Source organism: Tenacibaculum soleae (assembly GCF_001693415.1).
Lineage (GTDB): Bacteria > Bacteroidota > Bacteroidia > Flavobacteriales > Flavobacteriaceae > Polaribacter > Polaribacter soleae.
This window is the reverse complement of sequence record NZ_MAKX01000001.1, coordinates 540,821-565,660: the sequence shown is the minus strand read 5'-3', so window position 1 is coordinate 565,660 and position 24,840 is coordinate 540,821. Positions and strand designations below refer to the sequence as shown.

Genomic DNA, 24,840 nt, shown 5'->3' with positions numbered 1-24,840 from the left:
ACGCATGAGAAAATTAAAAAACAACGAATTAGGACGATTATCGGTTGATGAATTTAAACAAACTGAAAAAACACCGATCATTGTGGTGTTAGACAACATTAGAAGTTTAAATAATGTAGGATCGGTTTTTAGAACTTCGGATGCTTTTTTAATTGAAAAAATATACTTGTGCGGAATTACAGCTACTCCACCCAACAAAGAAATTCATAAAACAGCTTTAGGTGCCACAGAATCTGTTGCATGGGAATATGTAGAAGATACTTTAACGTTGGTTACTAAATTAAAAAACGATGGTGTTTTTGTAGCTTCAATAGAGCAAGCTGAAAACAGTACTATGCTAAATGATTTTATTCCTAAAAAAAATCAGAAATATGCAATTGTAATGGGTAATGAGGTAAAAGGAGTACAACAAGAGGTTGTTTCAACTTCTGATGCATGTATTGAAATTCCACAATTAGGCACTAAACACTCTTTAAACATATCGGTAAGTTGTGGTGTTGTTCTTTGGGATTTATTTAATAAGATGACTTCATAACGTGTCATTACGAGAGAAGAATGAACGAAGTAATCTCTCGATTAAAAACTCACATGTTAAAGGTTGCTTCGTGCCTCGCAATGACGAAGAAAGAAGCAGTATCATAAAAAATAGCTAATTTTTTTGTTTTTTATTTAAAACAAGCTAATTTAGTTGCCTTAATTAGTCCCCCACTAAAATTTTTAACTAAAATTATTATTATTATGAAAAACAAAAATTTACAAGAAGTGGAAATGACATCAAACTCTGTTGTTGCAGATAATCCAAAAACTGGTGGTGGTAACAACACTGGTGGTACAGGTAATACTGGCGGTGGTACTAGTGGTGGTGACGGAGGTGATAAAGTATAAATTCTTCAAGAAGAAATTAAAATAAAACCATTACTTTTGAATAGTAATGGTTTTATTTTATAATTAAAAATGAACAAGCTTATTTATTTTTTTGTTTTTTACTCTTTTTTACTTGTTTCACAAGAAAAAAGGAGTATTAATTCTATTGAAACAAAAGAAAAACTTATAGAAATAGGTAGGCAAGCATATTTTAAAAAAAACCTACCTTATTTATTAAATACAATTACGCAAGTTGACTCTTTATATAAAAAAACGAAAGATTCTACTTTACTCGCAAAATATTATCATTTCAAAGCTCTGCAAAACAAACTTACTTATACTAACGATAGTGCTTTTTACTATTATCAGCTTTCTAAAAATATTTCTATAAAAATAAATGATTCATTAGCAACAGGAAGACGTTTATTAAGTCTTTCCATACTTCAAAAAGAAGCTAAAGATTTTTTAGGAAGTGAAATAAGCTCTATTGAAGCTTTACAGTATTTAGAATTTATAGAACCTTCCGTCTATTTAGGAAGAATTTACAATAATTTAGGTGTTATTTCAGAAGAACTTAATCAAGAAAAAAATGCTATTCAATACTATACTAAATCCTTAAATAATAATAATAAAGTTAAAGATAAGCGTAATTATTTATTTACAATAAATAATTTAGGGCTACTATATCAAAAGAAAAAACATCATCATAAAGCTATTTCTTATTTTAAAAAAGGGCTAGAATTTAATAAAATTAAAGAGAAATATCCAGAACACTATGCTTTACTATTAGAGAACTTAACCTTTAGTAAAAACTCTATTAATAAGAAAGAAAAAACATTAGATAAATATAACGAAGTATTAAAAATCAGAAATAAGTTAAAAAAATATATAGATCTATCTGTAACACATATTAATATATCAAATTATTATAGAGCACTTAATCAAAATGAAAAAGCTATGTTTCACTCAAATGAAGCATTGAGATACGCTAAACAAACTCACAACAACAACAGTTGGTTAGAAGCGCTACAAAACCTTTCAGATTTAACATCTGGAGAACAATCAAAAAAATATTTACAAGAATACATCTATTTAAACGATAGTTTATTTCAAAAAGAGCGACAATTAAAAAATCAATTTGCTAAAATTAGATACGAAACTGATAAAAAAGAAAAAGAAAACACCGTTTTAAAAACTGATAATATAAAAAAACAAGCAGAAATAACTTATCAAAAACAACAAACTACTATTGGTTGGTTAGTAGCTGCAAGTGGTTTATTATTATTTGGGGTAAGTATCTTATTTTATTTCTTTAGAAAAAGAAAACTATTATACTTTGCGCAACTAGAAAGAGTTAAAGCAAGAGAACATGAACGACAGCAAATTGCAAAATCATTACACGATGAGGTGGCTGGAGATTTGCGTTTATTGCATCAAAAATTAGAAAAATCAAATTTATTAGAAGAAGCTAAAAAATTAGATACCGTTAAAGAAAACGTACGTAATTTATCACATCAATTAAGTAGCATTAGTTTTGGTAAAGTTTCGTTTAAAGATCAGATAATTAATTTAGTAAGCGATTATTTTGAACTAGATTTTAGGATAACTGTTGCAGGTTTACAAGAAAACGAATGGCATACTATAAATGATGCTATTAAACGCTTATTATATTTAAGCACTCGTGAAAGTATACAAAACAGTAAAAAATATGCACAAGCAAGTAAAATAAGTATTGATTTTACAGTACATAAAAAATATGTACATTTGACCATTGCTGATAATGGTATTGGTTTTGATACCGCTATTAGTAAAAAAGGAATTGGTTTACAAAACCTACAAGAACGTGTTGAAGAGTTAAACGGCTCTCTAAATATTGAAAGCGAAATAGGTAACGGAATCAAAACTAGCATACAAATCCCCATAAATGTCTAGACAAACAAAAATACTTTTAGTTGACGATCATCAATTAATTATCGAAGGAATTCTTTCGTATTTAAAAGATATTGATAATTTAGAAATAGTAACTGCAAATTCTTGTGATGAAGCTTTTTCTAAAATAAAAACAGCACTTCATAGCAATCCGTTTCATATTGTTTTTACCGATTTAAGTTTTGACAACAATAACGGAAATGTTATTTTAGATGGCGGTGAAGCTTTAATAAAAGCTATTCAACAAAAAGAAATTGATATAAAAACTGGTGTAATTACTGGTCATTCAGAAACAAATCGTGTTTTTAATGTTATTCATAACTTAAACCCTTCTGCTTATATTTTAAAAGGAAATTGTAGTACAGATGAATTAACTTTTGCAATTCAAAAAATGTTAAAAAATGAAGTGTATTACACCCATGAAATACATCAAAAACTTTTAAAAAGAGCATTAGTTGAAATTCAAATGGATGAGATTGCCATTCAAATTTTAAAAGAGCTACCAAACCATGCTAAAATTGCCAATTTAGAAGGTATTATTAAAAAAACAGATGGTTCTTTAATTAAAATACGGTCTATAGAGAGTAAACTAGCCAAACTTCGCACCGATTTACAAGCGCATAACAATACAGATCTAATATTAAAAGCCAAAGAATTAGGTATTATTGATTAACCATACGGTAAACTACACTTTTTTTTGCGGTAATTACATTTTTTAAACACAGTGTTTATTATAGATTTGCTGTATAGTTTAATACTATATGGGGAAATTGAGAAAAGAAAAATCAAAATAAACCTTTCGGGCACTACTGAAAGGTTTATTTTTTTTTACAAAAACACCACCACGGAAACACACATTTTTTTTTGCGGTAATTACATTTTTAAAACAAAAAAACCACTATATATTTGTAACATCAAATTTTCGACTATATGGGGATAAAAACGAAAAAATGATATTTAAGGGGAATAACCTTCTAGAAATTTCTAGGAGGTTTTTTTATTTAAAAAAAAGTTAAAAAACTAATATTCAATTAAATACTGAGTAAAAACACAGTTTTTTTTGCGGCAATCCCTTTTATAAATTTAAAATACTGTTATATATTTGTAATGTTCTTTTGAACAAAATTTAGGGGGTATTAATTAAATTTTTAAAAAAATGGGGATTTTTTTATTAAAGAAAACTACACGTGTTTTTAACGAGTTCTTATCAACTTTATCTGAGTTAGGTAAAGGTGCTGGTTACGCTTTAAAACACTAGTGTTAGTAAACTTAAGGGGTAAAAACCTTCTTGATTAAAATTATCAAGGAGGTTTTTTATTACACAAAATTTAAATTTGTAAATTGCTTTTTTAATTATTTATTACAATTTTAAATGGCAAAATATATTGTTGCGTTAGATCAAGGTACTACAAGTTCTCGTTCAGTGGTTATTAACGAATCTGGAGAAATTATTGCTATAAATCAACAAGAGTTTGAGCAAATTTTTCCACAACATAGTTGGGTAGAACATAATCCTGAAGAAATTTTACAATCACAACTTACAACCTTAAAAAAAGTAATTCAACAAGCAAATATTCATCCATCAGAAATTGTAGGAATTGGTATTACCAACCAACGTGAAACCACTGTTGTTTGGAATAAAAAAACAGGTAAACCTATTTACAATGCTATTGTTTGGCAAGACAAACGAACGGCGGATGTTTGTGAACAATTAAAAGAAAAAGGTTTACAAAATCATGTAAAAAAAACTACAGGCTTAGTAATAGATAGTTATTTTTCTGCCACCAAAATAAATTGGATTTTAAACAACGTTGAAGGTGCAAAATTAGAAGCTGATAAAGGAAATTTATTATTCGGTACTATTGATACTTGGTTGCTTTGGAATTTAACCAACGGTAAAGTTCATGCTACAGATTATAGTAATGCTTCTCGTACAATGTTATATGATATTAAAAAACTGTGTTGGGATAAAAAATTGTTAGAAGAACTCAATATTCCGATTGCTATGCTACCTGAAGTAAAACCTTCTTCACATCATTTTGGAGATTATGACTTAGATGGGTATCAAATTCCGGTTGCAGGAATGGCTGGCGACCAGCAAGCTGCACTTTTTGGACAAGCATGTTTTAACAAAGGAGAAGCTAAAAATACTTATGGCACAGGTTGTTTTATGTTAATGAATACTGGTGAAAATCTTGAATATTCTAAAAACGGATTATTAACTACTATTGCTTGGGGAATTGATAATAAAATATATTATGCTTTAGAAGGAAGCGTATTTGTTGCAGGATCAGCAATTCAATGGTTACGTGACGGATTAGAAATTATTAACAACGCTGATGAAAGTGAAGCTTTAGCAAAAACTATAACAGATGAAAACCCCGTATATGTAGTTCCTGCTTTTGCTGGTTTAGGTGCGCCATATTGGGATATGTATGCACGCGGTGCCGTTTTTGGACTAACCCGTGATACTGGAAAAAATCACCTCGTAAAAGCTACTTTAGATTCACTTGCTTATCAAACTAAAGATATTTTAAAGGTTATGCAAAAAGATAGTGCTATTACTTTAACCTCTTTAAAAGTTGATGGTGGTGCTTGCGCTAATGATTACTTAATGCAATTTCAAGCAGATATTTTAAACACAAAAGTTGAACGACCAGAAATTATTGAAACCACAATTATGGGTGCTGCATATTTAGCAGGTATTTGTGTTGGCTTATGGAAACAAAACGATATTTTAAATAGACGAAAAATTAACAACACCTTTACTCCTACTTTTTCTTCAGAAAAAAGAGAAAAATTATACACTAAATGGCAAAAAGCTGTAGAACGTACTAAAGATTGGATAAATTAAAAATTATGGCAAAATTCAACACTAAAATTACCACTAGAGTTCAGCAATTTATAGCAGCGCAAAAAGTATTTTTTGTAGCAACTGCTCCTAAAAACGGACGTATTAATTTATCTCCTAAAGGAATGGATTCTTTTCGTGTTTTAAACGAAAATCGCGTAGCTTGGTTAAGTGTTACGGGTAGCGGTAATGAAACCTCAGCTCATTTATTAGATGATAACAGAATTACCATTATGTTTTGTGCTTTTGATGGCGCTCCTAATATTTTACGCTTATACGGACATGCTAAAGAAGTTTTACCCGAAGATTCTGAATGGGATGAGTTAATTTCACAATTTCCTAAACTATCTGGTACACGTCAAATATTTGATGTAACCGTTGAAACAACACAAAACTCTTGTGGAATGTCTATCCCATTTTACGAATACAAAGAAGAACGTAACGAATTATTAGACTGGGCAAGTGAAATTGGCGAAAACGGAATAAAACAATACTGGAATGCTAAAAATCAAAAAAGTATTGATGGGTTAGAAACTAAACTTAAAGAACAATCCTAATTATAATTAAATTAGCTTGTCTTTATAGTAACTTTGTATAAATTATTAGAAATGAATGTATTTTTTCTAGTTTTATCACTAGTACTTATATTTTTTAACCTGCTGCCATTTATAAAAAATCAGCATTGGGCTTTTCGAGTTCCTGAATTTATTAAAATACAGTTATTAATACTTCAAATAATTGCAAGTATTGGTCTTTTTGTTTTTACTGATAAAACTAGTTGGTTTTGGTTTGTTTTAATATTTCAGGTAACTTTAATTATTTATAACTTTTACCTTTTAGCTCGTTTTACAAAGTTTCACAAATCTGATAACAAAAATATCACTGATTTACAGGTGTTTAAAATTATTTCTGCTAATATTTATCAGTTTAATACTCAGTTTAAAAAGTTTAAAGAATTTATCCGAAGTGAAAAACCTGATTTTTTTGTTACTATCGAAAGTAATAAAGATTGGGAAATTGAAATGCGCAGCCTCGAAAACGATTATCCTTACACCGAAAAGATAACGCTAGAAAACACTTACGGAATGCATTTTTATGCAAAAATTCCCTTTCAAAAAATAAGAACACATTATTTTGTTGCAAATGATATTCCAAGTATTGAAGCTCACTTTAAAACAAAAAAAGGGGAAAGTTTTGTAGTTTTTTGCGTGCACCCGCCACCACCTAGTCCAACAGAAGAAGAAACTTCCAAAGAACGCGATGGTGATTTAATGTGTATTGCAAAACGAGTTAAAGAAATTAATAAACCAACTCTTGTTGTTGGTGATTTTAACACTGTATCTTGGTCTAGAATTGCTAATTTGTTTCGTAAAAACAGTGGCTTAATTGATGGTAGAAATGGTAGAGGTATTCTTGCTTCTTATCATGCAAAATATTGGTTTTTTAGAGCTCCTTTAGACCTAGTTTTTCATAGCACTTCTATCATTATAAAAGAGCTACGTCTTTTAGGTTATACAGGTTCTGATCACTTTCCTATTTGCTGTGTCTTCAACATCAATCCATCTATAATTAAAAGTACTACAAAAACAACTACAAAAGAAGAAGATAAAGAAACAACTGAACTAATTAATAGCGGTAAAAAAGAAAATAGCAATAACAGGTCTAAATAATTTTTTTGCGAATATGATTTTTGTCATATTTTATAGTAAGTGTTATATCTATTTTTGGAGTATAATTTATATACAATATGATAAAATTGGTTAATACCCCTTTAGTTTCATGGACAAACGGAACCATTATGATTGCTATTTTTGGTTTTGTTTGTCTTGGTTTAGTTATTACTCTTTTACTTCTTATAAATAGTGGAAATAGAAAGAAATAACAAATGGTATATATCGTTTTTTAATAGTTGATTTTTAGAAGAGGTGCTCTTTATATAATGTTGGTGGTTTAACGTTTAGAGCACTTCTTCTTATTTAAATGCATTTAGTCCTGTAATATCTAAACCTGTGATTAGTAAGTGAACATCATGTGTTCCTTCGTACGTAATCACACTTTCTAAATTCATAGCATGCCTCATTATAGAATATTCTCCTGATATTCCCATTGCTCCTAATACTTGTCTTGCTTCTCTTGCTATTTTTATAGCCATATCAACATTATTGCGTTTTGCCATTGATATTTGTGCAGATGTTGCGCGTTCTTCATTTTTTAAAACTCCTAAACGCCAAGTTAATAGTTGCGCTTTGGTAATTTCGGTAATCATTTCAGCTAACTTTTTTTGTTGTAATTGAAACTGACCAATAGGTTTACCAAACTGTGTACGTTCTTTTGCGTAACGTAAAGCGGTATCATAACAATCCATAGCAGCGCCAATTGCTCCCCAAGCAATACCGTAACGAGCCGAATCTAAACACAATAAAGGTGCACCTAAACCAGATTTGTTTGGCAACAAGTTTTCTTTGGGTACTTTAACATTATCAAAAATAAGCTCACCAGTAATTGATGCTCTTAACGACCATTTATTATGTGTTTCTGGAGTAGAAAATCCTTCCATACCACGCTCAACAATTAATCCATGAATGCGACCTTCTTCATTTTTAGCCCAAACCACAGCAACATCACAAATTGGCGCGTTTGAAATCCACATTTTTGCTCCGTTTAATACATAATGGTCGCCCATGTCCTTAAACTTGGTTTCCATCCCTCCAGGATTACTTCCATGATTAGGTTCTGTTAACCCAAAACTTCCCATCCATTCGCCTGAAGCTAATTTTGGTAAGTATTTTTTTCGTTGTGCTTCGTTTCCATAATTAAAAATTGGTCCCATTACCAAAGAAGATTGTACCGATGCTGTTGAACGAATACCACTATCGCCACGTTCAAGCTCTTGCATAATTAATCCATAAGAAATTTGATCTAAGCCTGCACCACCGTATTCTGTAGGAATGTATGAGCCAAAAGCACCAACCTCAGCTAAACCACCAACTAATTGTGTTGGAAATTTTGCTTCTTGCGCAGCATCTTCAATAATTGGAGATAAATTTTTCTTTACCCATTCACGGGCTGTATCTCTAACAAGTTTGTGCTCATCTGTTAATAAATCATCTATTTGGTAATAATCTGGTGCTTGAAATAAATCGGGTTTCATAAGTTTACTTTAAAATTAATTACTGATGTTATTTTTGTTGATGATTTATTAAATACAATAAAGTATTCTTCCAAAAATACTCAAAAAAATGGTTTATAGTATCGATTTATGTATGTTTGTAGTAGATGAGATTTACACTAGGAAAACAAGAACGATTAAAGAGCAAAAAGCTAATTGGTAAATTATATGAAGAAGGAAAGGTTGTCAAAAAATTTCCGCTTCGTATGGTATACATACAAACCGAACATACTTCTAAGTTTCCTGTTCAAGTAGGAGTTTCTGTTCCTAAAAGAAATTTTAAAAGTGCCGTTGACCGAAACCGAATAAAACGCTTGTTACGAGAAACTTATCGAAAAGAAAAACATACCGTTTACGATGCTGTTGGTAAACCTTATGTGTTTATGATTTCTTATATTGCAAAAGATGAATGGAAATATGTTGATTTGGAACGTAAAATGCAGCAATTATTAACGCTTTTTATAGCTGAAACTACTAAAGATGAAGAATAGAAAACTTATTTTTTTAAGCACTTTCCTTGTTATTTTCTTATTATTCTCATTTCAATCTCGCTTTTTTGAAATTGCAAAACAAATAGAAATTTATAACAACTTATTTAAGGAATTAAACATTAATTATATTGATGAAATAAACCCTGGTGAGTTAACTAATAAAGCAATTAAAAATACACTTAAAAGTTTAGATCCTTACACTAATTTTTACAACGAGCAAGATGTTGAAGATGCGCGTATTCGACGAGAGGGAGAATATGGCGGTATTGGAATTTCAACTTTTTACATAAAACAAGGTATTGTCATTGCAGATATTCACAAAGGTTTTTCGGCAGATAATGCAGGTTTAAAAATTGGTGATATTATTACTACTGTAAATGGGCAAAAGTTGGCTGATTTAGAAAAAAGTCAGTACTCTCAAATGATTAAAGGAACTCCAAATAAAGAGATTTCATTAATATTTACTAGAAACGGAAAAGTAAAAAAAACACGTTTACAACTTGATAAAATTATTGTAAACCCTGTTCCTTTTTACGATATGATTGATGATGAAACTGGTTACATTATTTTAACACGTTTTACCAATCAAAAAGCAACACAACAAGTAGCAAAAGCTTTTACTGAACTGAAAGAAAAAGGGATGAAAAAGCTGGTTTTCGATTTACGAAGTAACCCTGGTGGCTCGTTATTTGATGCTGTAAATATTACCAATTTATTTATTCCGAAAGGATTAAAGGTCGTAGATACTCGTGGAAAAATTAAAAAAAATAGCAGAACTTATAAAACCAATCGAGAGCCTTTAGATACCGAAATTCCTATTGTAGTTTTAATAAATGATCGTTCAGCATCAGCCTCTGAAATTGTATCGGGCGCTTTACAAGATTATGATCGGGCAGTAATTATGGGCGAGCGTTCTTTTGGTAAAGGTTTGGTGCAACGTTATTTCGAGTTAAATTACGGTACACAAATGAAAGCTACCATTTCTAAATATTATACGCCAAGTGGACGTTGTATTCAGGAATTAGATTATGCTAATCGTGATGCTAAAACAGGAAAAGTGCCTAAATTTTCTGACGGAAATGTAAGTTTATTTACCACAAAAAACGGAAGAACAGTTTATGATGGTGGTGGGGTAACTCCTGATATAAAGATGGGCTTTTCTAAAAAAACATCAGAAACTAAAAAACTGTTAAAATCAAGAGTTATTTTTAACTTTGCTACTGATTTTGCCAATAACAACCCAAATTTTAACACTGAAAATTACCTATTTAAATCTAACGATTTTAAAAAATTTAAAAACTATTTACTTCAAAAAGACACTGCTTTTGTTACCAAAGAAGAAAAGTTATTTAAAAGTGCTTTTACAGCTGTAAAAAACAACACCAATATATCTACAGAATACAGTACAATTTTAGAAAAACTAAAAAAAGAAAAAGTTAAAAAAATAGCTTTAAACGAAGATGTTTTATTAAAAGAAATACAAAACGAAATTATAAAAAGATACGTTTACAAAGAAGGTGTTTTTAAACATCAACTTAAAAATGATAAAACCATCAATAAAGCAGTAAACCTATTAAAGAATCAAAAAAAATATACTGCTATTTTAACAAAATAGTATCCATAACATTATTTGTACCTTTACATTTTAAAAGAATATATGTCAAAACCAAATCATAAAGAACGTACTAGAGCCCAAGAATCTACCAATGCCATCGAAAAACTATATATTTCTATGCGTCATTTATTTAGTCGTGGTTTTTATAAACCAATGGGAATTTCTGGTGAAACTTTGCGTAAATCATTATTACAATTAAGGCCAGAAATTTACGGATCAATCGCTGAAGACAAAACCGAGTTAAACGGGTTGACCTATATTATTGAACGTTTACCTGAAGGAATTGAAGAGTGCCAGTTTATTTATTTAACGGCTGATGAAGGCTATAGAAATTCAAAATTCAAAGCCATCGTTCCGCCAAAAAGAAGAAGAAACTGTTACCGTATCGATAAAGATCAAATGAATATTGAAATTACGCGTGGACGTTCTGAAATTTACGATATTCTTACACACCTTACTTTCTTATTTATCGAATCTCATAAAATTAAAGATCGCGTTGTTATTGATAATGGCGAAGGTTTTATTAGAGAATGGACACATTTAGAAGAAGCTGTTTTATATAACAAAACATTAACCGATGAAGAAAAAGATGTGATTGTTGTACATCTTGGAAATATTTTAGGAAGAACATATGACGAGGTATACGATGCCTATAATACCTTTGCTTCAGAAGAAAATCCTAACAGATTTTTTCACCTTATTTATTGGTTAGGTAAATTAGCTATAAACGAGGCACTTTTAGAGCAAAAACGCTCGGTAAAATTTAGTTCGGTTTTAATTGAAGAAATCGGGCATCATTTTTATGGTGAAATCTGGGCAAATAACATTAAAAAGAATCTTTTAGATAATAATTTATTAGAACGCCCTATTCATATTATTAGTGCAAACATGCATAGTGTTATGAACAGTATCTATGCGCAAAAAGCACTACCAAAAGAAGTTAAAAAACACAAAGGTTTTGAACTTTTTGAAATATTAAGTAACGCTAATAGCCAACCTTTACAAAAAGCGGTAAAAAAACATGCTTCAGAAAACGGATTAATCTATTTAAAAGATTCATCAGGAACCAATATCAATGTACAAATTATTGATACTGAAAAAATAGATTTTGATACAACTTTATTTCAAAAAGTAAATTCGGTAGGAGAAAAACCTGTAATTATCGTGATGGATTATGCCTTTGGTGAGCAAGCTTACGAAACGATGGATGAATTATTAAAACCTTATAAAACGGGTAAAGAAACAATTCATTTAAATGTTGATTCAGTTTCAATAATGGGTAAAGCGGGCATCTTAGAAGGAGGAAAAGGAGATATTATGATTCCTTCTTCACATATTTTTGAAGGTACTGCAGACAATTATCCGTTTAAAAATGAATTAACAAAACAAGATTTAGAAGGTTTTGGCGTACAAGTTTTTGACGGAGCTATGGTTAGTGTATTAGGAACATCATTACAAAATAAAGATTTATTAAACTTCTTTCACGACTCAACTTGGAATGTTATCGGTTTAGAAATGGAAGGTGCACATTACCAAAAAGCCATACAATCTGCCTCTAAAATTAGAGGAAACGTACGAGAAGATATTAAAGTACGTTATGCATATTACGCATCAGATAATCCACTAGAAACAGGTGCAACTTTAGCTTCTGGTGGTTTAGGTATGAGTGGAGTTACACCAACATATGCGATTACTCAAAAAATATTAGAGCAAATATTTTAATCGAAAGGCAATAATCAAAAATAAATTTTAAAAAGACTTCTTTTACCTAAAAAGGAAGTCTTTTTTGTTTTTTTGATACTTGTTTTGCTCATAGCCTTTTTTCTTGTTTTATATTTGCAGTTACAACGCAACAACACACATAATGAATATCTTAATTTTAGGATCTGGAGGTAGAGAGCATGCATTTGCTAAAAGCCTGTCAGAAAGTAACAAAACAAAAAATCTTTTTGTAGCACCTGGTAATGCAGGTACAAGTAAAGTAGCCACAAATATTGCTATTAATCCTACCGATTTTAACAAAGTAAAAGAGGTGGTTTTACAACACAACATTACGATGGTGGTGGTAGGTCCTGAAGCTCCTTTAGTGGCAGGAATTCACGATTTCTTTTTAGCAGATAATGACTTGAAAAACATTCCTGTAATTGGCCCTAAAAAAGACGGTGCTTTATTAGAAGGAAGTAAAGATTTTTCGAAGCAATTTATGATAAAACACAACATTCCTACTGCAAAGTACGAATCGTTTACAGCAAACACCTTAACACAAGGTAAAAGCTTCTTAGAAACCTTAAAACCACCATATGTTTTAAAAGCAGATGGATTGGCAGCAGGTAAAGGTGTTTTAATTTTAAATGATTTAGAAGAAGCTAAATCAGAATTAGAAGAAATGTTGTCGAATCAAAAATTTGGAGAAGCTTCATCTACCGTAGTTATTGAAGAATTTTTAAACGGAATTGAACTTTCGGTTTTTGTTTTAACTGATGGAAAAAACTATAAAATACTACCTTCTGCTAAAGATTACAAACGTATTGGTGAAGGTGATACTGGATTAAATACAGGTGGAATGGGAGCGATTTCTCCAGTGCCTTTTGCTACTGATGATTTTTTACAAAAAGTAGAAGATTTAGTAGTAAAACCAACTATTGATGGTTTACAAAAAGACGGAATTGATTATCGTGGATTTATATTTATCGGATTGATGAACGATAACGGAAATCCGTCGGTTGTAGAATATAATGTTCGTATGGGAGATCCGGAAACTGAGGTTGTTTTACCAAGAATTGAATCGGATTTAGTAGATTTATTTGAAGGAGTTGCCAACCAAACTTTAGGAGAAAAATCATACGAGGTTACCAATCAAACAGCGACAACAGTTATGTTAGTTGCTGGTGGATATCCTGAAGGATATGAAAAAGGTAAAGAAATTACAGGTTTCGAATCGGTAAATGATTCTATCGTTTTTCATGCCGGAACTACCGAAAAAGAAGGAAAAGTAGTCTCAAACGGAGGTAGAGTAATGGCAGTTACTTCTTTTGGTAATTCTATTGAAGAAGCCTTAGAAAAATCTTATAAAAGCATTGATAAAATTTCTTTTGAAGAAATGAATTATCGAAAAGATATTGGATTTGATTTAGTGTAAAAACGATAATGTTATATAAAAAAAGCGTCACTTTAAACAAAGTGGCGCTTTTTTTATATATCATTATTGATTAATCCCCCAATTTATCAAATATGATTTTCCATGTGTATTATGGTACAAATATCATCATTAAAAACAGTTCAATGAATAAAAATTGTATCAATTGCTTTGAATTTTGTGTAAATAACAATAACATTTACACAACCTGTTAAATTTTATAGGTTTTTACATCATTTTTTCTAAAGTAAATGAAAATTCAGACCCTTTACCAAAATCACTTTTTAATAAAATAGTTTCGTTATGAGCTTCAATAATATGCTTTACAATAGATAATCCTAAACCTGAACCTCCTTGTTCGCGTGAACGGCTTTGATCTACGCGGTAAAAACGCTCAAATAATCGTGAAATATGTTCTTCTTTTATTCCTTCACCGTCATCTGTTATTTTTATAATAAACTTATTTGGGTTATAGCTTTCTATACTCACTCTAGTTACTCCTCCTACTTTTCCGTATTTTATAGAGTTGACTATTAAATTAATTAAAACTTGTTCAATACGTTCTATATCCCCTTTTACAAAGTGCGGAAAATCATAGATACGATCAAACGTTAAGGTAATATTTCGTTTTTTTGCTTTCATTTCAAAAAGATCAAAAACATTTTGAATTAACTCTAAAATATTAAAAGTCTCAACATTCATTTTCATCCCCTCAGTTTCTAATTTAGCAATCATATCTAAATCTTTAATAATTGAGGTTAGCCTTTCTACCCCTTTGTTTGCTCTACTCAAATATTTAGAGCGTATTTCTTCATCATCTGCAGCACCTTCAATTAACGTTAAAATATAGCCTTGTACGGTAAAAAGTGGTGTTTTTAATTCATGTGCTACATTTCCTAAAAAATCTCTTCTAAAAGAATCTCTTTGTGTTAATATGGCTATTTCTTTACTTCTTTCTTCTACGTATTTTTGTACACTTTTTGTTAGTTCTTCAACATCAGTAGTTACCGTTTTTCTTTCTAAATCATTTACATCTAAAATAGAAATGTCTTGATATAATTTTTTTATCCTTTGATAAATAAAATATTCCGCCCTATATTGAATGATAAAAAATGATGCAATAAACATCACAATACCAAAAATAATTATAGCGCTTATTCCCATGCGGTTAATTAAAAGAAAATATGATAATAATGCTATTATTATTGAGATTGAAGTAGAGTAAAATGCCGACCAAAGGGCATATCGATATGTTTTTTTTATTTTATTCATTATAAAAAAATAGATTGCTTATTCAGCAATCTATAAAATTTTTAGCTTTATTTCTTATTTTTCTTCTTCTAAAACAAACTTATAGCCCACACCTTTAACTGTTTTAAAAAAATCATCTCCTATTTTTTCTCTAAGTTTTCGAATATGAACATCAATTGTTCTACCTCCTACCACAACTTCATTACCCCAAACACTGTCTAAGATTACTTCTCTTTTAAATACTTTGCCTGGTTTAGATGTTAATAATGATAACAATTCAAATTCTTTTCTTGGTAAAGCTATTTTTTTATCACCCTTAAAAACCACATACTCATCTCTATTAATAATAATGTCTCCTACTTTAGTTGTTGAGTCGGTTTTTTCATCAGTTTTTAAACGTCTTAGTAGTGATTTTACTTTACTAACCAATATTTTTGGTTTTACTGGTTTAGTAATATAATCATCAGCTCCAGCATCAAAACCTGCCATTTGCGAATAATCTTCTCCTCGAGCAGTTAAAAAAGATATAATTACATCTTCTAACGATTTTACTCCTCTGATTTTTTCGCAGGCCTCAATACCGTCCATTTCTGGCATCATAATATCTAATAAAATTAAATGCGGAATTACCTTTTTAGCTAATTTTACTGCCTCTGCACCGTTATTAGCTGTAAAAACTTGATAGCCTTCTGATTTTAAATTGTACCCAACTATTTCTAAAATATCAGGTTCATCATCGACTAATAAAATTTTAACATCGTTCGTATTCATAGTTCATTTATATTCTGTTATCCAAAAGTAACCATAATATTATAAACCCTATTAACTCTTGTTTAACTTAACATTCATTTAATCTTTCATAAACATTTACTTAAATCTATTTTTTTTCTGAGGCAAACAATTAATAGTGGTTTTTGTATCTTTAAAAAAAGAAATAAAAAATGCTAGGTAAAATTAACTTACAGAATATCTTATTTTTAGATATCGAAACTGTTCCTGAAGTGGAATTATTTGCTGATTTATCTGATGAAAAAAAAGAATTGTATGCTTTAAAAACTCAATATCAACGAAAGGATGAAATAAATGTTGAAGATTTTTACCATCGGGCTGGTATTTGGGCTGAATTTGGAAAAATAATATGTATATCAGTAGGATATTTTGTTGAAAATAATGGAACAAATCAATTAAGAATTACTTCGTTTTCGGGAGATGACGAAGCATTAATTTTAAACAACTTTAAAGAATTACTTGATAAGCACTTTAACCAAAACAAACATATATTATGTGCACACAATGGTAAAGAATTTGATTTTCCTTACATCGCACGTCGAATGATTATCAATCGAATTAATTTACCTAAAAAACTGAACTTCTTTGGTAAAAAACCATGGGAAATTCCGCATTTAGATACTTTAGATTTGTGGAAATTTGGTGATTATAAACATTATACATCTTTAAGACTACTAACATCTATTTTAGGCATTCCTTCGCCCAAACAAGACATTGACGGCAGCGAGGTTGCCAAAGTGTATTATCAAGAAAAAAACTTGCCTCGTATTGTGCAGTATTGCGAACGCGATACCATAGCCGTAGCACAATTGGTTTTGCGTTTTTTAAATAAACCAATGTTAGATGTTAAAAACATTGTGACGGTATAAACTGGCTGTACATTTTTACAAAACGTTTTTAAACAGATAGAGGTACAATAATTCGATTTATGAAAGACATATGAAAAAATCAATAATATTCTCTAAATTCGTATTCTTTAAAAGATGAATTGAAATATGGCTAATAAATATTTAAGTTTTATATCTGATGAACACCTAATATCTTGTATTGAGAATCTTTATAAATCGTATTTAAAAGCCAAAGCTAATATAAGCAAGAAGAAGTTCTACAAAAACAAAATTGATACTATCAAATTAACTTTTGACGCTAAATTCAATGATTTAGATGAAGAAACATTGATTAAAACCGAAATAAATCGCCAAATAGATAAATCTACCAACAACTCTATTGGAACTTTCCATGAAGAAATACTAGGGGGAATTACAGGTTTTGAAATAGGAAATCTAAGTGGATTTGATATAAAGGCAATTGATAATACTTTATTTGCTGATATTAAAAATAAACACAACACCATGAATAGTAGTTCTGCTGAAAGTTTGTTTCAGAAATTAGCAAAATATGCAGATACATATAAACAAGCCAAGTGTTATTGGGTGCAAGTTTTAGCTAAAAACAGCTTTAATGAAAAATGGTTTGGCGAAATTAACGGAAAGGAATATAGCCACAGTAGGGTATATAAAATATCAGGAGATCAATTTTATAAATTGTTATCAGGAAAAGAAAACGCTTTGTTTGAATTATACCAAGTTTTGCCACAGGCCATTTCTGACTATTTGAAAAAGCAAGAAAGTGAGAAAACGCAAAATAACTCAGCGCTTGAAGAAATTTCTGTAAGTTCTAAAGAATCAAATAGGAGTATCTTAGATGAAATAACTTTTGAAAACTACAGTTATTATGTAGGTTTTGATAAGCTTAAATAGTGAGTATTTAAGAATTTAATTATCGAATAACCTATTTCTCTTCCTAAATTACAAGGAACTGCATTTCCAATTTGCTTATATTGTTGCGAAATTGACCCCATAAACTTCCAATCATCTGGAAAAGTTTGTATTCTTGCATATTCTCTTACTGTAAAAGGACGTGTTTCTTCTGGATGACATCTTTCAGTTTGTTTTTGAGCTGGACTACAAGTAAGCGTTAAACTTGGTTCATCCCAACCTATTCTACGTGCAATACCTGTCTTTCCTCCTCCTAAATAAAAACTTTTCCCCATATATTCCTTTTGAATATCTAAAGGTAAATTTCTCCAATATCCTTTTTGAGGAACTAAATCTAAAACAGCCTTTTTATGATCGGGGTATTTTGAACCTTCAGATTTTGGAACATTACAATCATATAACTCTCCTTTTTTTAGAGCATCAACTAAGTTATAAATTTTGTTATGTGGTTTCGGATATTCATATTTCAAATCAATATCCTTTCTAATTCCGACTAAAATTACACGTTCTCGTTTTTGAGGAACTTTATAATTGATAGCTTTTAAAACTTGTACAGGAACAACATTATAGCCAATTTCATCTAAAATTGAGATCATTCCCTCTATTGTTTTTCCTTTTTCGTGAGACAGTAATCCTTTTACATTTTCTCCAATACAAATAAGAGGATTCACCTCTTTTACAACTCTTGCGAATTCATAAAAAAGCGTACCTCTTGCGTCTTGAAGACCTAATTTTTTCCCAGCATAACTAAACGCTTGACAAGGAAATCCGCCAGTAACGATATCTACTTGATTATTATATTCTGTAAAATCAAAAGATTTAATATCTCCCTCAAGTACATTCCAATTCGGTCTATTTTCTCTTAACGTTTGGCAAGCCCATTTATCAATCTCATTTAGAGCTACACATTTTATTCCTGCTTTTTCCAAACCTACAGCCAAACCTCCTGCTCCAGCAAATAATTCTAAAACTTTAAATTCTTTAACTGGTGCTATAAAGTTGTCTACTGTATCTTCATAATCAATAGATAACTGTGCTAATAGAGCGTTAATTTGTTCTTTTTTGTATATTCTATATTTACTAATAGGTTCTCTAACAGCAGAAAATTTTCCTTCTCTATCCCAACGTCTTAGCGTTTCTTTACTCTTTCCTAAAATTTGAGAAACTTCATTTAACGAATAATACTCTTTTGTAACCATATTACACAACCTTATACATTGGTTACAAATTTACAAAAAAAAGATCTATATAAACAATATTAAGAAAGTAAAGAATACAGTAGGTCTGGTAATTTTATTAAGGTTATCAAATATACTAATCTCTGTAAACTAAAAAATCTTACTCGCCTTCTAATTTCATTGAAAGTTCTAACCAGCGTTCTTCTTTTTCTTCTAAATCGTCGGTTATTTGCTGAAGTTCTACAGATTTGTCGTTGATTTCTTCTGGTAAAAATTCGGCTCTATTAAACTTACCTTCAATAGTTTCTTTCTTTTTCTGAAGTCTTTCAATATCTTTTTCTAACAAACCCCATTCACGTTTTTCATTAAAACTTAACACGCCTTTTTTAGCTGTTTTTACAGGAGCTATTGCTTCTTTTTTAACTTCTTTTGCTTCTCTATACTCTTTTACTTTAGAGTCTTCATATGCTCTAAAATCAGAATAATTTCCAGGAAAGTTATCAATTTGTCCTTCGCCTCTAAACACAAATAAATTATCAACGATTTTATCCATAAAATAACGGTCGTGAGAAACCACCATTAAGTTACCTGGATAATCTAATAAAAAGTTTTCTAGTACATTTAGTGTTACAACATCTAAATCGTTTGTAGGTTCATCTAATATTAAAAAATTAGGGTTTTGAATTAAAACCGCGCATAAATACAGACGCTTTTGTTCACCACCACTTAATTTTTCAACAAAATCGTGTTGTTTTTTTCTATCAAATAAAAAGCGTTCTAATAATTGACCAGCAGATATTTTTCGTCCTTTACTTAACGGTATATACTCTCCAAATTCTTTTATTACTTCAATTACTTTTTGCCCTTCTTTTATTGTAATTCCTTTTTGGGTATAATAGCCAAACTTTACTGTTTCACCTATTACGACTTTTCCGCCATCTAACTCAATAGCTCCTGTTAACATGTTTAAAAAAGATGATTTACCAGTACCATTTTTACCTATAATACCAATACGTTCTCCTCGTTTAAATACGTAATCAAATCCGTCTAAAATTACTTTATCATCAAATGATTTTTTCATTTTATGAAGCTCAATAATTTTACTTCCTAAACGTTCCATATTAATTTCTAACTGCACTTCGTGCTCATTACGACGTTTGTGTGCTTTTTCTTTAATTGCATAAAAATCATCGGTACGAGATTTAGATTTTGTTGTACGAGCCTTTGGCTGGCGACGCATCCAATCTAATTCTTTTTTAAACAAACTTTTTGCTTTGCCTAAATTGGTGGCTTCTAAAGCTAAACGTTCTTCTTTATTTTGTAAATAATATGAGTAATTTCCTTTGTATTTATATAGTTGACCGTTATCTAACTCGATAATCTCGTTACATACACGTTCTAAAAAATAACGGTCGTGTGTAACCATAAATAAGGTTATTTTTTCTTTAGCAAAAAATGCTTCTAACCATTCAATCATTTCTAAATCTAAATGATTAGTAGGCTCATCTAAAATTAATAAATCTGGTTTTTTAATTAATACAATGGCAAGTGCTAATCGTTTTTTTTGTCCACCAGAAAGCTTTCCTACTTTTAACTGTAAGTTGTCTAGCTTTAATTTAGATAGTATTTGCTTGTATTGCGTTTCAAAATCCCACGCATTGTATTGTTCCATTAGCTCAAAAGCTTCTTGAAACGCATCTGCATTATCAGGATTTTGTACTGCTTTTTCGTATTGTTTTATTACTGATAAAACTTTATTATCAGTAGAAAAAATAGTTTCTTCAATGGTTAAATCAGGATTGTGATTATCCGCTTGCGACAAATATGCGATATCGATTCCTTTTCTACTAACTACTTGCCCAGAATCTGGCTCATCGATACCGGCAACAATATTTAAAATAGAAGTTTTTCCACTACCATTTTTAGCAACAAAAGCTATTTTTTGATCTTTGTTAATTCCGAAAGAAATGTTATCAAACAGTACTTTTTCTCCGTATGCTTTTGCTATGCCTTCAACTGATAGGTAATTCATGTTCTAAATTTTATGCAAAGAAACAAAAAACCCGAGCAATTGCTCGGGTTTTATTTATTTAAGTAAGAAAGTCTTCTTATTTTTTTATCAATTTAGTTTTTAATATTTTTTGACCATCATTAACTTCTAAAATATAGACACCTTTCATTAGGCTCGAAACATTTAAGTTATTTAATGAATTTAAGCGTCCTTTTTGTACTACACGACCTACTACGTTTACAACCTTATAAGTTACATTTTTAGCTTTAGATGCTAATTTAACCTGAACATTATCAACTGCAGGATTAGGGTATGCCGTTATATTTACGGTTGCTTCATTTCCTAAGTTTTCTGCATTGCTTATGTCTGTAAAAATAGTATTAAAATTAGCTGTTGATGCTGTAATGTTTACAGTATAATCTTCTACTTCACCATCTGCAAAAGTTTCACATGACGTTTGTGCAGCATTGTATTTCATTGAAACACGCATTCTTGTTTGTCCTAATAATGCTCCAGACGGAACAGCAACTGTTGCTGTTAAGTTATTAGCACTTGATGAAGATCCTGAAACTACTTTTTCACTATCTGCAAATGTACCATCTTGATTAAAATCAATCCAAACAGCCCAGTGCTCATTATAAGCAGTTCCTGAAAAACCAGCACTTACCACCATTTGATTAGAACTACCTTTAGCTAAAGTAGCTACTTTTGATGTAAAATCTCCATAACCATTATTTCCTGCCGATGCATTGGTCATACCTCCTAATTCTACATTATCAATCCACTCATAACTTGATCTATTTCCTTTAGAAGCACAGTAACTAACTTGATTTGATAAAGTTGTTACATTTACAACATTGCTCGAAGTTGAAACATTATCAGCAGCATCTTTTGCTTTTACAGAAAAAGTATAAGTAGTTGCTGCTGTTAAACCTGTAATATTTGCTGTTGTATTTGCTGTTGATCCTATTATTGTTGCTCCTTGATATACATCATATTCTGTAACTGCTACATTATCTGTAGATGCTGACCAGTTTAACGTTAAAGTAGTTTGTGTTACACTTGATGCTGTTAAACTAGTTGGTGCAGTTGGTGCAGTAGTATCTGCCTGAGAATTTCCAATTACTACGGTATAATCTTCTACTTCACCATATTGAATAGAAGCCTCACATGCTGTTGGTGTTGCATTGTATTTTAATACCACTCGCATTCTTGTTGCTCCGCTTAATGCTGATGTAGGTACTGTAAACGATCCACTTACTGGAGTTGTTTTAGATTTTGCTTTTGTCCAAACTGTTTCTCCTGCATCAGAAAAATCTCCATCTTGATTATAATCAATCCAAACTCCATAACCTTCATCATAAACAGTGCCTGTCCATTTTGGAGTTATTGTAATAGTATTAGATTCTCCTTTTGATAAGTTTGTTGTTATCGAGGTAAAATCAGAATATCCATTCCCTCCAGTTGAAGTATTACTTATAGTACCTAATTCAACTTTTTGAATATACTCATCATTTACACTTGCTCCTTTTGAGTTACAATAAGAAATTACAACTGCTGGTGTTGTAAAGTTTACAGATGTACTATAATTTGAGTTTCCTGAAGAACATTTACTACGTACTTGTACTTCGTATTGAGTTGAAGCTGTTAAACCAGTTAACACTTTTGTTGTTGTTGATACTGTACTAGTTGACCAAGATGAAGCTGACGTAGCTTTATATCTTACATCGTACGTTGCACCTGTAACTGTTGCCCAATTTATCGTTGCGCCTGTGTCAGAAACTCCTGAAACTGTAACTCCTGTTGGTACTGTTGCATTACACACAACTGGTGTACCTGTAATACCTGTTACAATTAATGAGTAATTTTGGCTACCACCAACTAAAGAACCTTTGTGGGTTACGGTAATTGTATATGTGCCTGAAGCTCCTGTAACATCAACTCTTTCAAAAGGATCTACATTATTGTCTCTTTTTGCACTCGTAGTTGCTCCTGTTAACTCGTATGGTAAAAATGTGTTTCCATTTTTAGAAACTCTAATATCTAAATCATTTACTAAAACTGGTGTTGTAGCATTTACTGTTGAAGTAGCTGTACCTGGTCTGTCAGTCCAAGATATTGATGCCAATAATGGATTAACTCCATCAGCATCAACAGTAATTGTATATGTTTGACCAGAGTTTAACGTTAATTCTTCTATTTTAGACTCGTTTCCTTTGTTTGTAATTGCTTCTGCAGCTCTTTTTGTGTGTAATAATCCCCATCCAAAAACAGCATCTGGCCCTGTAGCACCAGCATCATCAGCAGTATGTAAAGCCAATCCTTTTAAAGTAGCAGCTCTCATAAAATCACCACTGTTTAGATTTTTATAATGTTGTTGTAACAATAATAAAGATCCTGCAACATTTGGTGATGCCATTGAAGTACCTGTAATTGAGTTATAAGCAGTATCGCTACTTTCATAAGTAGAATATACTCCTGAACCATTACCGGTAATATCTGGTTTTATACGAAAATCATCCGTAGGACCTTCACTACTACTAGGTGCAATTACTACTGAAATTAAATTTCCGTTTGCATCAACATTTGCGTCTTGAGCATTGGCTACTACTAAGTTATTTTTAGAAACTGAATGCCCTGTTAATTTATCAAAACCATAACCTCCTGTTGGGTTGTTATTTGCAGTATTATCACTACCATCGTTACCCGCTGCTACCACCATTAAATAGTTTGGAGCATTGAATAAAATTTGATCCCAATCTCTAGCTTCATCAATATAACCTCCAAAATAATTTTGAGGTAATTGTACTTGGCCTTGTTGGTTTCTAGTTGCAAAACCATAAGAGTGATTAGAAATTAACATTCCACCAGCTACCGCATTGGTAACTTCTGTTTTATCGTTATTCCAATCATAACCAATTGCTTTTGAATGTGGTGCCATACCTTTTGCATTAGCCACTACACCTGAAGCCATAATGGTTCCTGTTACGTGAGCAGCATGATAATGTCTTGCCGTAGTACCATCACCAACAGAAAAACGATTATTTCCTCCGGCACCATCATATTCTTGATGCGTTATTCTTGCTAAACCACCATCCCAAACATGAGCAGTCATTCCTTGTCCCATTAGATTTAAACCTAATGATCCGCCTGAATTTAAATGGTTTGTTCTTGTAGATTTAGCAGCATCAACATTGTAAGTTGTATAGTAAATTGGTTTTCCGTTTACAACTCTTTGTAATTCAACTAAATTACCTTTACTTGTTGTAAATTTAGTTTTCCAACCTTTTTGTTTTGCTAATTGTACGGCTAATGCCTTTTCTCTTTTTGAAGTCTTTTGAAAATCTCCTTTGATTTTTTGAAGTTTTGCTAAATCATAATTACTACGAATTTTAGCTACTTCGTTTTTGTCTTGAGCTTGTGTTTGGAAATTTAATCCTAAAACAACACCAGCTAATACAAGACTTTTTAAGTACTTGTGTTTCATTTTTTGAAGGGTTATAAAGTTAGTTTTATCTATTAAAAATAAAAATTACAACTTAATATAATTACGTTAAAAACTCTTAAATTTTTAATAAATAGACGACAAATATATAAAAAAATACAAAAAATGATATTTTTACACACAAAAAAATACATTTTCAATAAAACCAAAGCGAAAAAATACCTCTTAACCCTATACAAATACTAGGTTTAGTGTTTTTATCTAAAAATCAACAAATTACAACTCAAAGTACTTTTTAAAAGTTAAATATAAATATAAATCGTATTTTTATTA

20 protein-coding genes are annotated in these 24,840 nt (G+C 30.6%); 14 read left to right on the top strand and 6 right to left on the bottom strand.

Going from position 1 to position 24,840, the window contains the following annotated elements:
- Positions 1-4: 4 nt before the first annotated feature.
- From BA195_RS02510 to BA195_RS14575, 8 genes are all read left to right on the top strand, one after another.
- On the top strand, positions 5-535 hold the full coding sequence (locus BA195_RS02510) for an RNA methyltransferase (RefSeq protein ID WP_068702105.1): 531 nt from the start codon (positions 5-7) through the stop codon (positions 533-535).
- 203 nt (positions 536-738) lie between these two features.
- Entirely contained in the window at positions 739-885 is a 147-nt protein-coding gene (locus BA195_RS14315; RefSeq protein WP_176714943.1) for a hypothetical protein, read from the top strand.
- A gap of 69 nt (positions 886-954) precedes the next feature.
- Positions 955-2,796, top strand: coding sequence for a tetratricopeptide repeat-containing sensor histidine kinase (locus tag BA195_RS02505; protein WP_068702103.1), 1,842 nt, complete (start codon positions 955-957; stop codon positions 2,794-2,796).
- Complete coding sequence (locus BA195_RS02500; protein ID WP_068702101.1) at positions 2,789-3,466, top strand: response regulator transcription factor; 678 nt, start codon at positions 2,789-2,791, stop codon at positions 3,464-3,466. Before BA195_RS02505 ends, BA195_RS02500 begins: the two co-directional genes overlap by 8 nt.
- Before the next feature lie 699 nt (positions 3,467-4,165).
- On the top strand, positions 4,166-5,647 hold the full coding sequence (gene glpK / locus BA195_RS02495) for a glycerol kinase GlpK (RefSeq protein ID WP_068702099.1): 1,482 nt from the start codon (positions 4,166-4,168) through the stop codon (positions 5,645-5,647).
- Positions 5,648-5,652: 5 nt separating this feature from the next.
- A complete protein-coding gene (locus BA195_RS02490) occupies positions 5,653-6,201 on the top strand; it encodes a pyridoxamine 5'-phosphate oxidase family protein (protein WP_068703891.1) in 549 nt (182 codons plus the stop codon).
- Between the two features lie 51 nt (positions 6,202-6,252).
- A complete protein-coding gene (locus tag BA195_RS02485; RefSeq protein ID WP_068702097.1) occupies positions 6,253-7,314 on the top strand; it encodes an endonuclease/exonuclease/phosphatase family protein in 1,062 nt (353 codons plus the stop codon).
- A gap of 77 nt (positions 7,315-7,391) precedes the next feature.
- Complete coding sequence (locus BA195_RS14575; protein ID WP_262509354.1) at positions 7,392-7,526, top strand: hypothetical protein; 135 nt, start codon at positions 7,392-7,394, stop codon at positions 7,524-7,526.
- A gap of 90 nt (positions 7,527-7,616) precedes the next feature.
- Here BA195_RS14575 and BA195_RS02480 read toward each other — a convergent pair whose 3' ends face one another.
- Positions 7,617-8,795: an acyl-CoA dehydrogenase family protein gene (locus BA195_RS02480; protein WP_068702095.1), complete on the bottom strand. Its 1,179-nt coding sequence runs from the start codon at positions 8,793-8,795 to the stop codon at positions 7,617-7,619.
- A gap of 125 nt (positions 8,796-8,920) precedes the next feature.
- Here BA195_RS02480 and rnpA point away from each other — a divergent pair, with 125 nt between their 5' ends.
- The 4 genes from rnpA to purD all read left to right on the top strand — a co-directional run bounded on the left by rnpA (position 8,921) and on the right by purD (position 14,058).
- Positions 8,921-9,304, top strand: coding sequence for a ribonuclease P protein component (rnpA, locus tag BA195_RS02475; protein ID WP_068702093.1), 384 nt, complete (start codon positions 8,921-8,923; stop codon positions 9,302-9,304).
- Positions 9,294-10,919 carry a S41 family peptidase gene (locus tag BA195_RS02470; protein ID WP_176714942.1) on the top strand — a complete coding sequence of 542 codons (1,626 nt, stop codon included), beginning with the start codon at positions 9,294-9,296 and terminating at the stop codon, positions 10,917-10,919. The genes rnpA and BA195_RS02470 overlap by 11 nt, the downstream gene beginning before the upstream one ends.
- 42 nt (positions 10,920-10,961) lie before the next feature.
- On the top strand, positions 10,962-12,641 hold the full coding sequence (locus tag BA195_RS02465) for a DUF6909 family protein (protein WP_068702089.1): 1,680 nt from the start codon (positions 10,962-10,964) through the stop codon (positions 12,639-12,641).
- A 142-nt stretch (positions 12,642-12,783) separates the two neighbouring features.
- A complete protein-coding gene (purD, locus tag BA195_RS02460; protein ID WP_068702087.1) occupies positions 12,784-14,058 on the top strand; it encodes a phosphoribosylamine--glycine ligase in 1,275 nt (424 codons plus the stop codon).
- A 225-nt stretch (positions 14,059-14,283) separates the two neighbouring features.
- On the opposite strand, the gene BA195_RS02455 is transcribed toward purD, so the two are convergent.
- Together BA195_RS02455 and BA195_RS02450 are read right to left on the bottom strand one after the other, a co-directional pair.
- Entirely contained in the window at positions 14,284-15,327 is a 1,044-nt protein-coding gene (locus tag BA195_RS02455) for a sensor histidine kinase (RefSeq protein WP_068702085.1), read from the bottom strand.
- 54 nt (positions 15,328-15,381) lie between these two features.
- On the bottom strand, positions 15,382-16,077 hold the full coding sequence (locus BA195_RS02450; protein ID WP_068702083.1) for a response regulator transcription factor: 696 nt from the start codon (positions 16,075-16,077) through the stop codon (positions 15,382-15,384).
- Between the two features lie 170 nt (positions 16,078-16,247).
- Here BA195_RS02450 and BA195_RS02445 point away from each other — a divergent pair, with 170 nt between their 5' ends.
- A complete protein-coding gene (locus tag BA195_RS02445; protein WP_068702081.1) occupies positions 16,248-16,964 on the top strand; it encodes a 3'-5' exonuclease in 717 nt (238 codons plus the stop codon).
- A gap of 126 nt (positions 16,965-17,090) precedes the next feature.
- On the top strand, positions 17,091-17,855 hold the full coding sequence (locus BA195_RS02440; RefSeq protein ID WP_068702079.1) for an Eco47II family restriction endonuclease: 765 nt from the start codon (positions 17,091-17,093) through the stop codon (positions 17,853-17,855).
- Here BA195_RS02440 and dcm read toward each other — a convergent pair.
- From dcm to BA195_RS02425, 3 genes are all read right to left on the bottom strand, one after another.
- Complete coding sequence (gene dcm, locus BA195_RS02435) at positions 17,828-19,072, bottom strand: DNA (cytosine-5-)-methyltransferase (protein ID WP_068702077.1); 1,245 nt, start codon at positions 19,070-19,072, stop codon at positions 17,828-17,830. The genes BA195_RS02440 and dcm overlap by 28 nt on opposite strands.
- Positions 19,073-19,211: 139 nt before the next feature.
- A complete protein-coding gene (locus BA195_RS02430) occupies positions 19,212-21,083 on the bottom strand; it encodes an ABC-F family ATP-binding cassette domain-containing protein (protein WP_068702075.1) in 1,872 nt (623 codons plus the stop codon).
- A gap of 76 nt (positions 21,084-21,159) precedes the next feature.
- Positions 21,160-24,549 carry a GEVED domain-containing protein gene (locus tag BA195_RS02425; protein WP_068702073.1) on the bottom strand — a complete coding sequence of 1,130 codons (3,390 nt, stop codon included), beginning with the start codon at positions 24,547-24,549 and terminating at the stop codon, positions 21,160-21,162.
- Positions 24,550-24,840 lie beyond the last annotated feature (291 nt).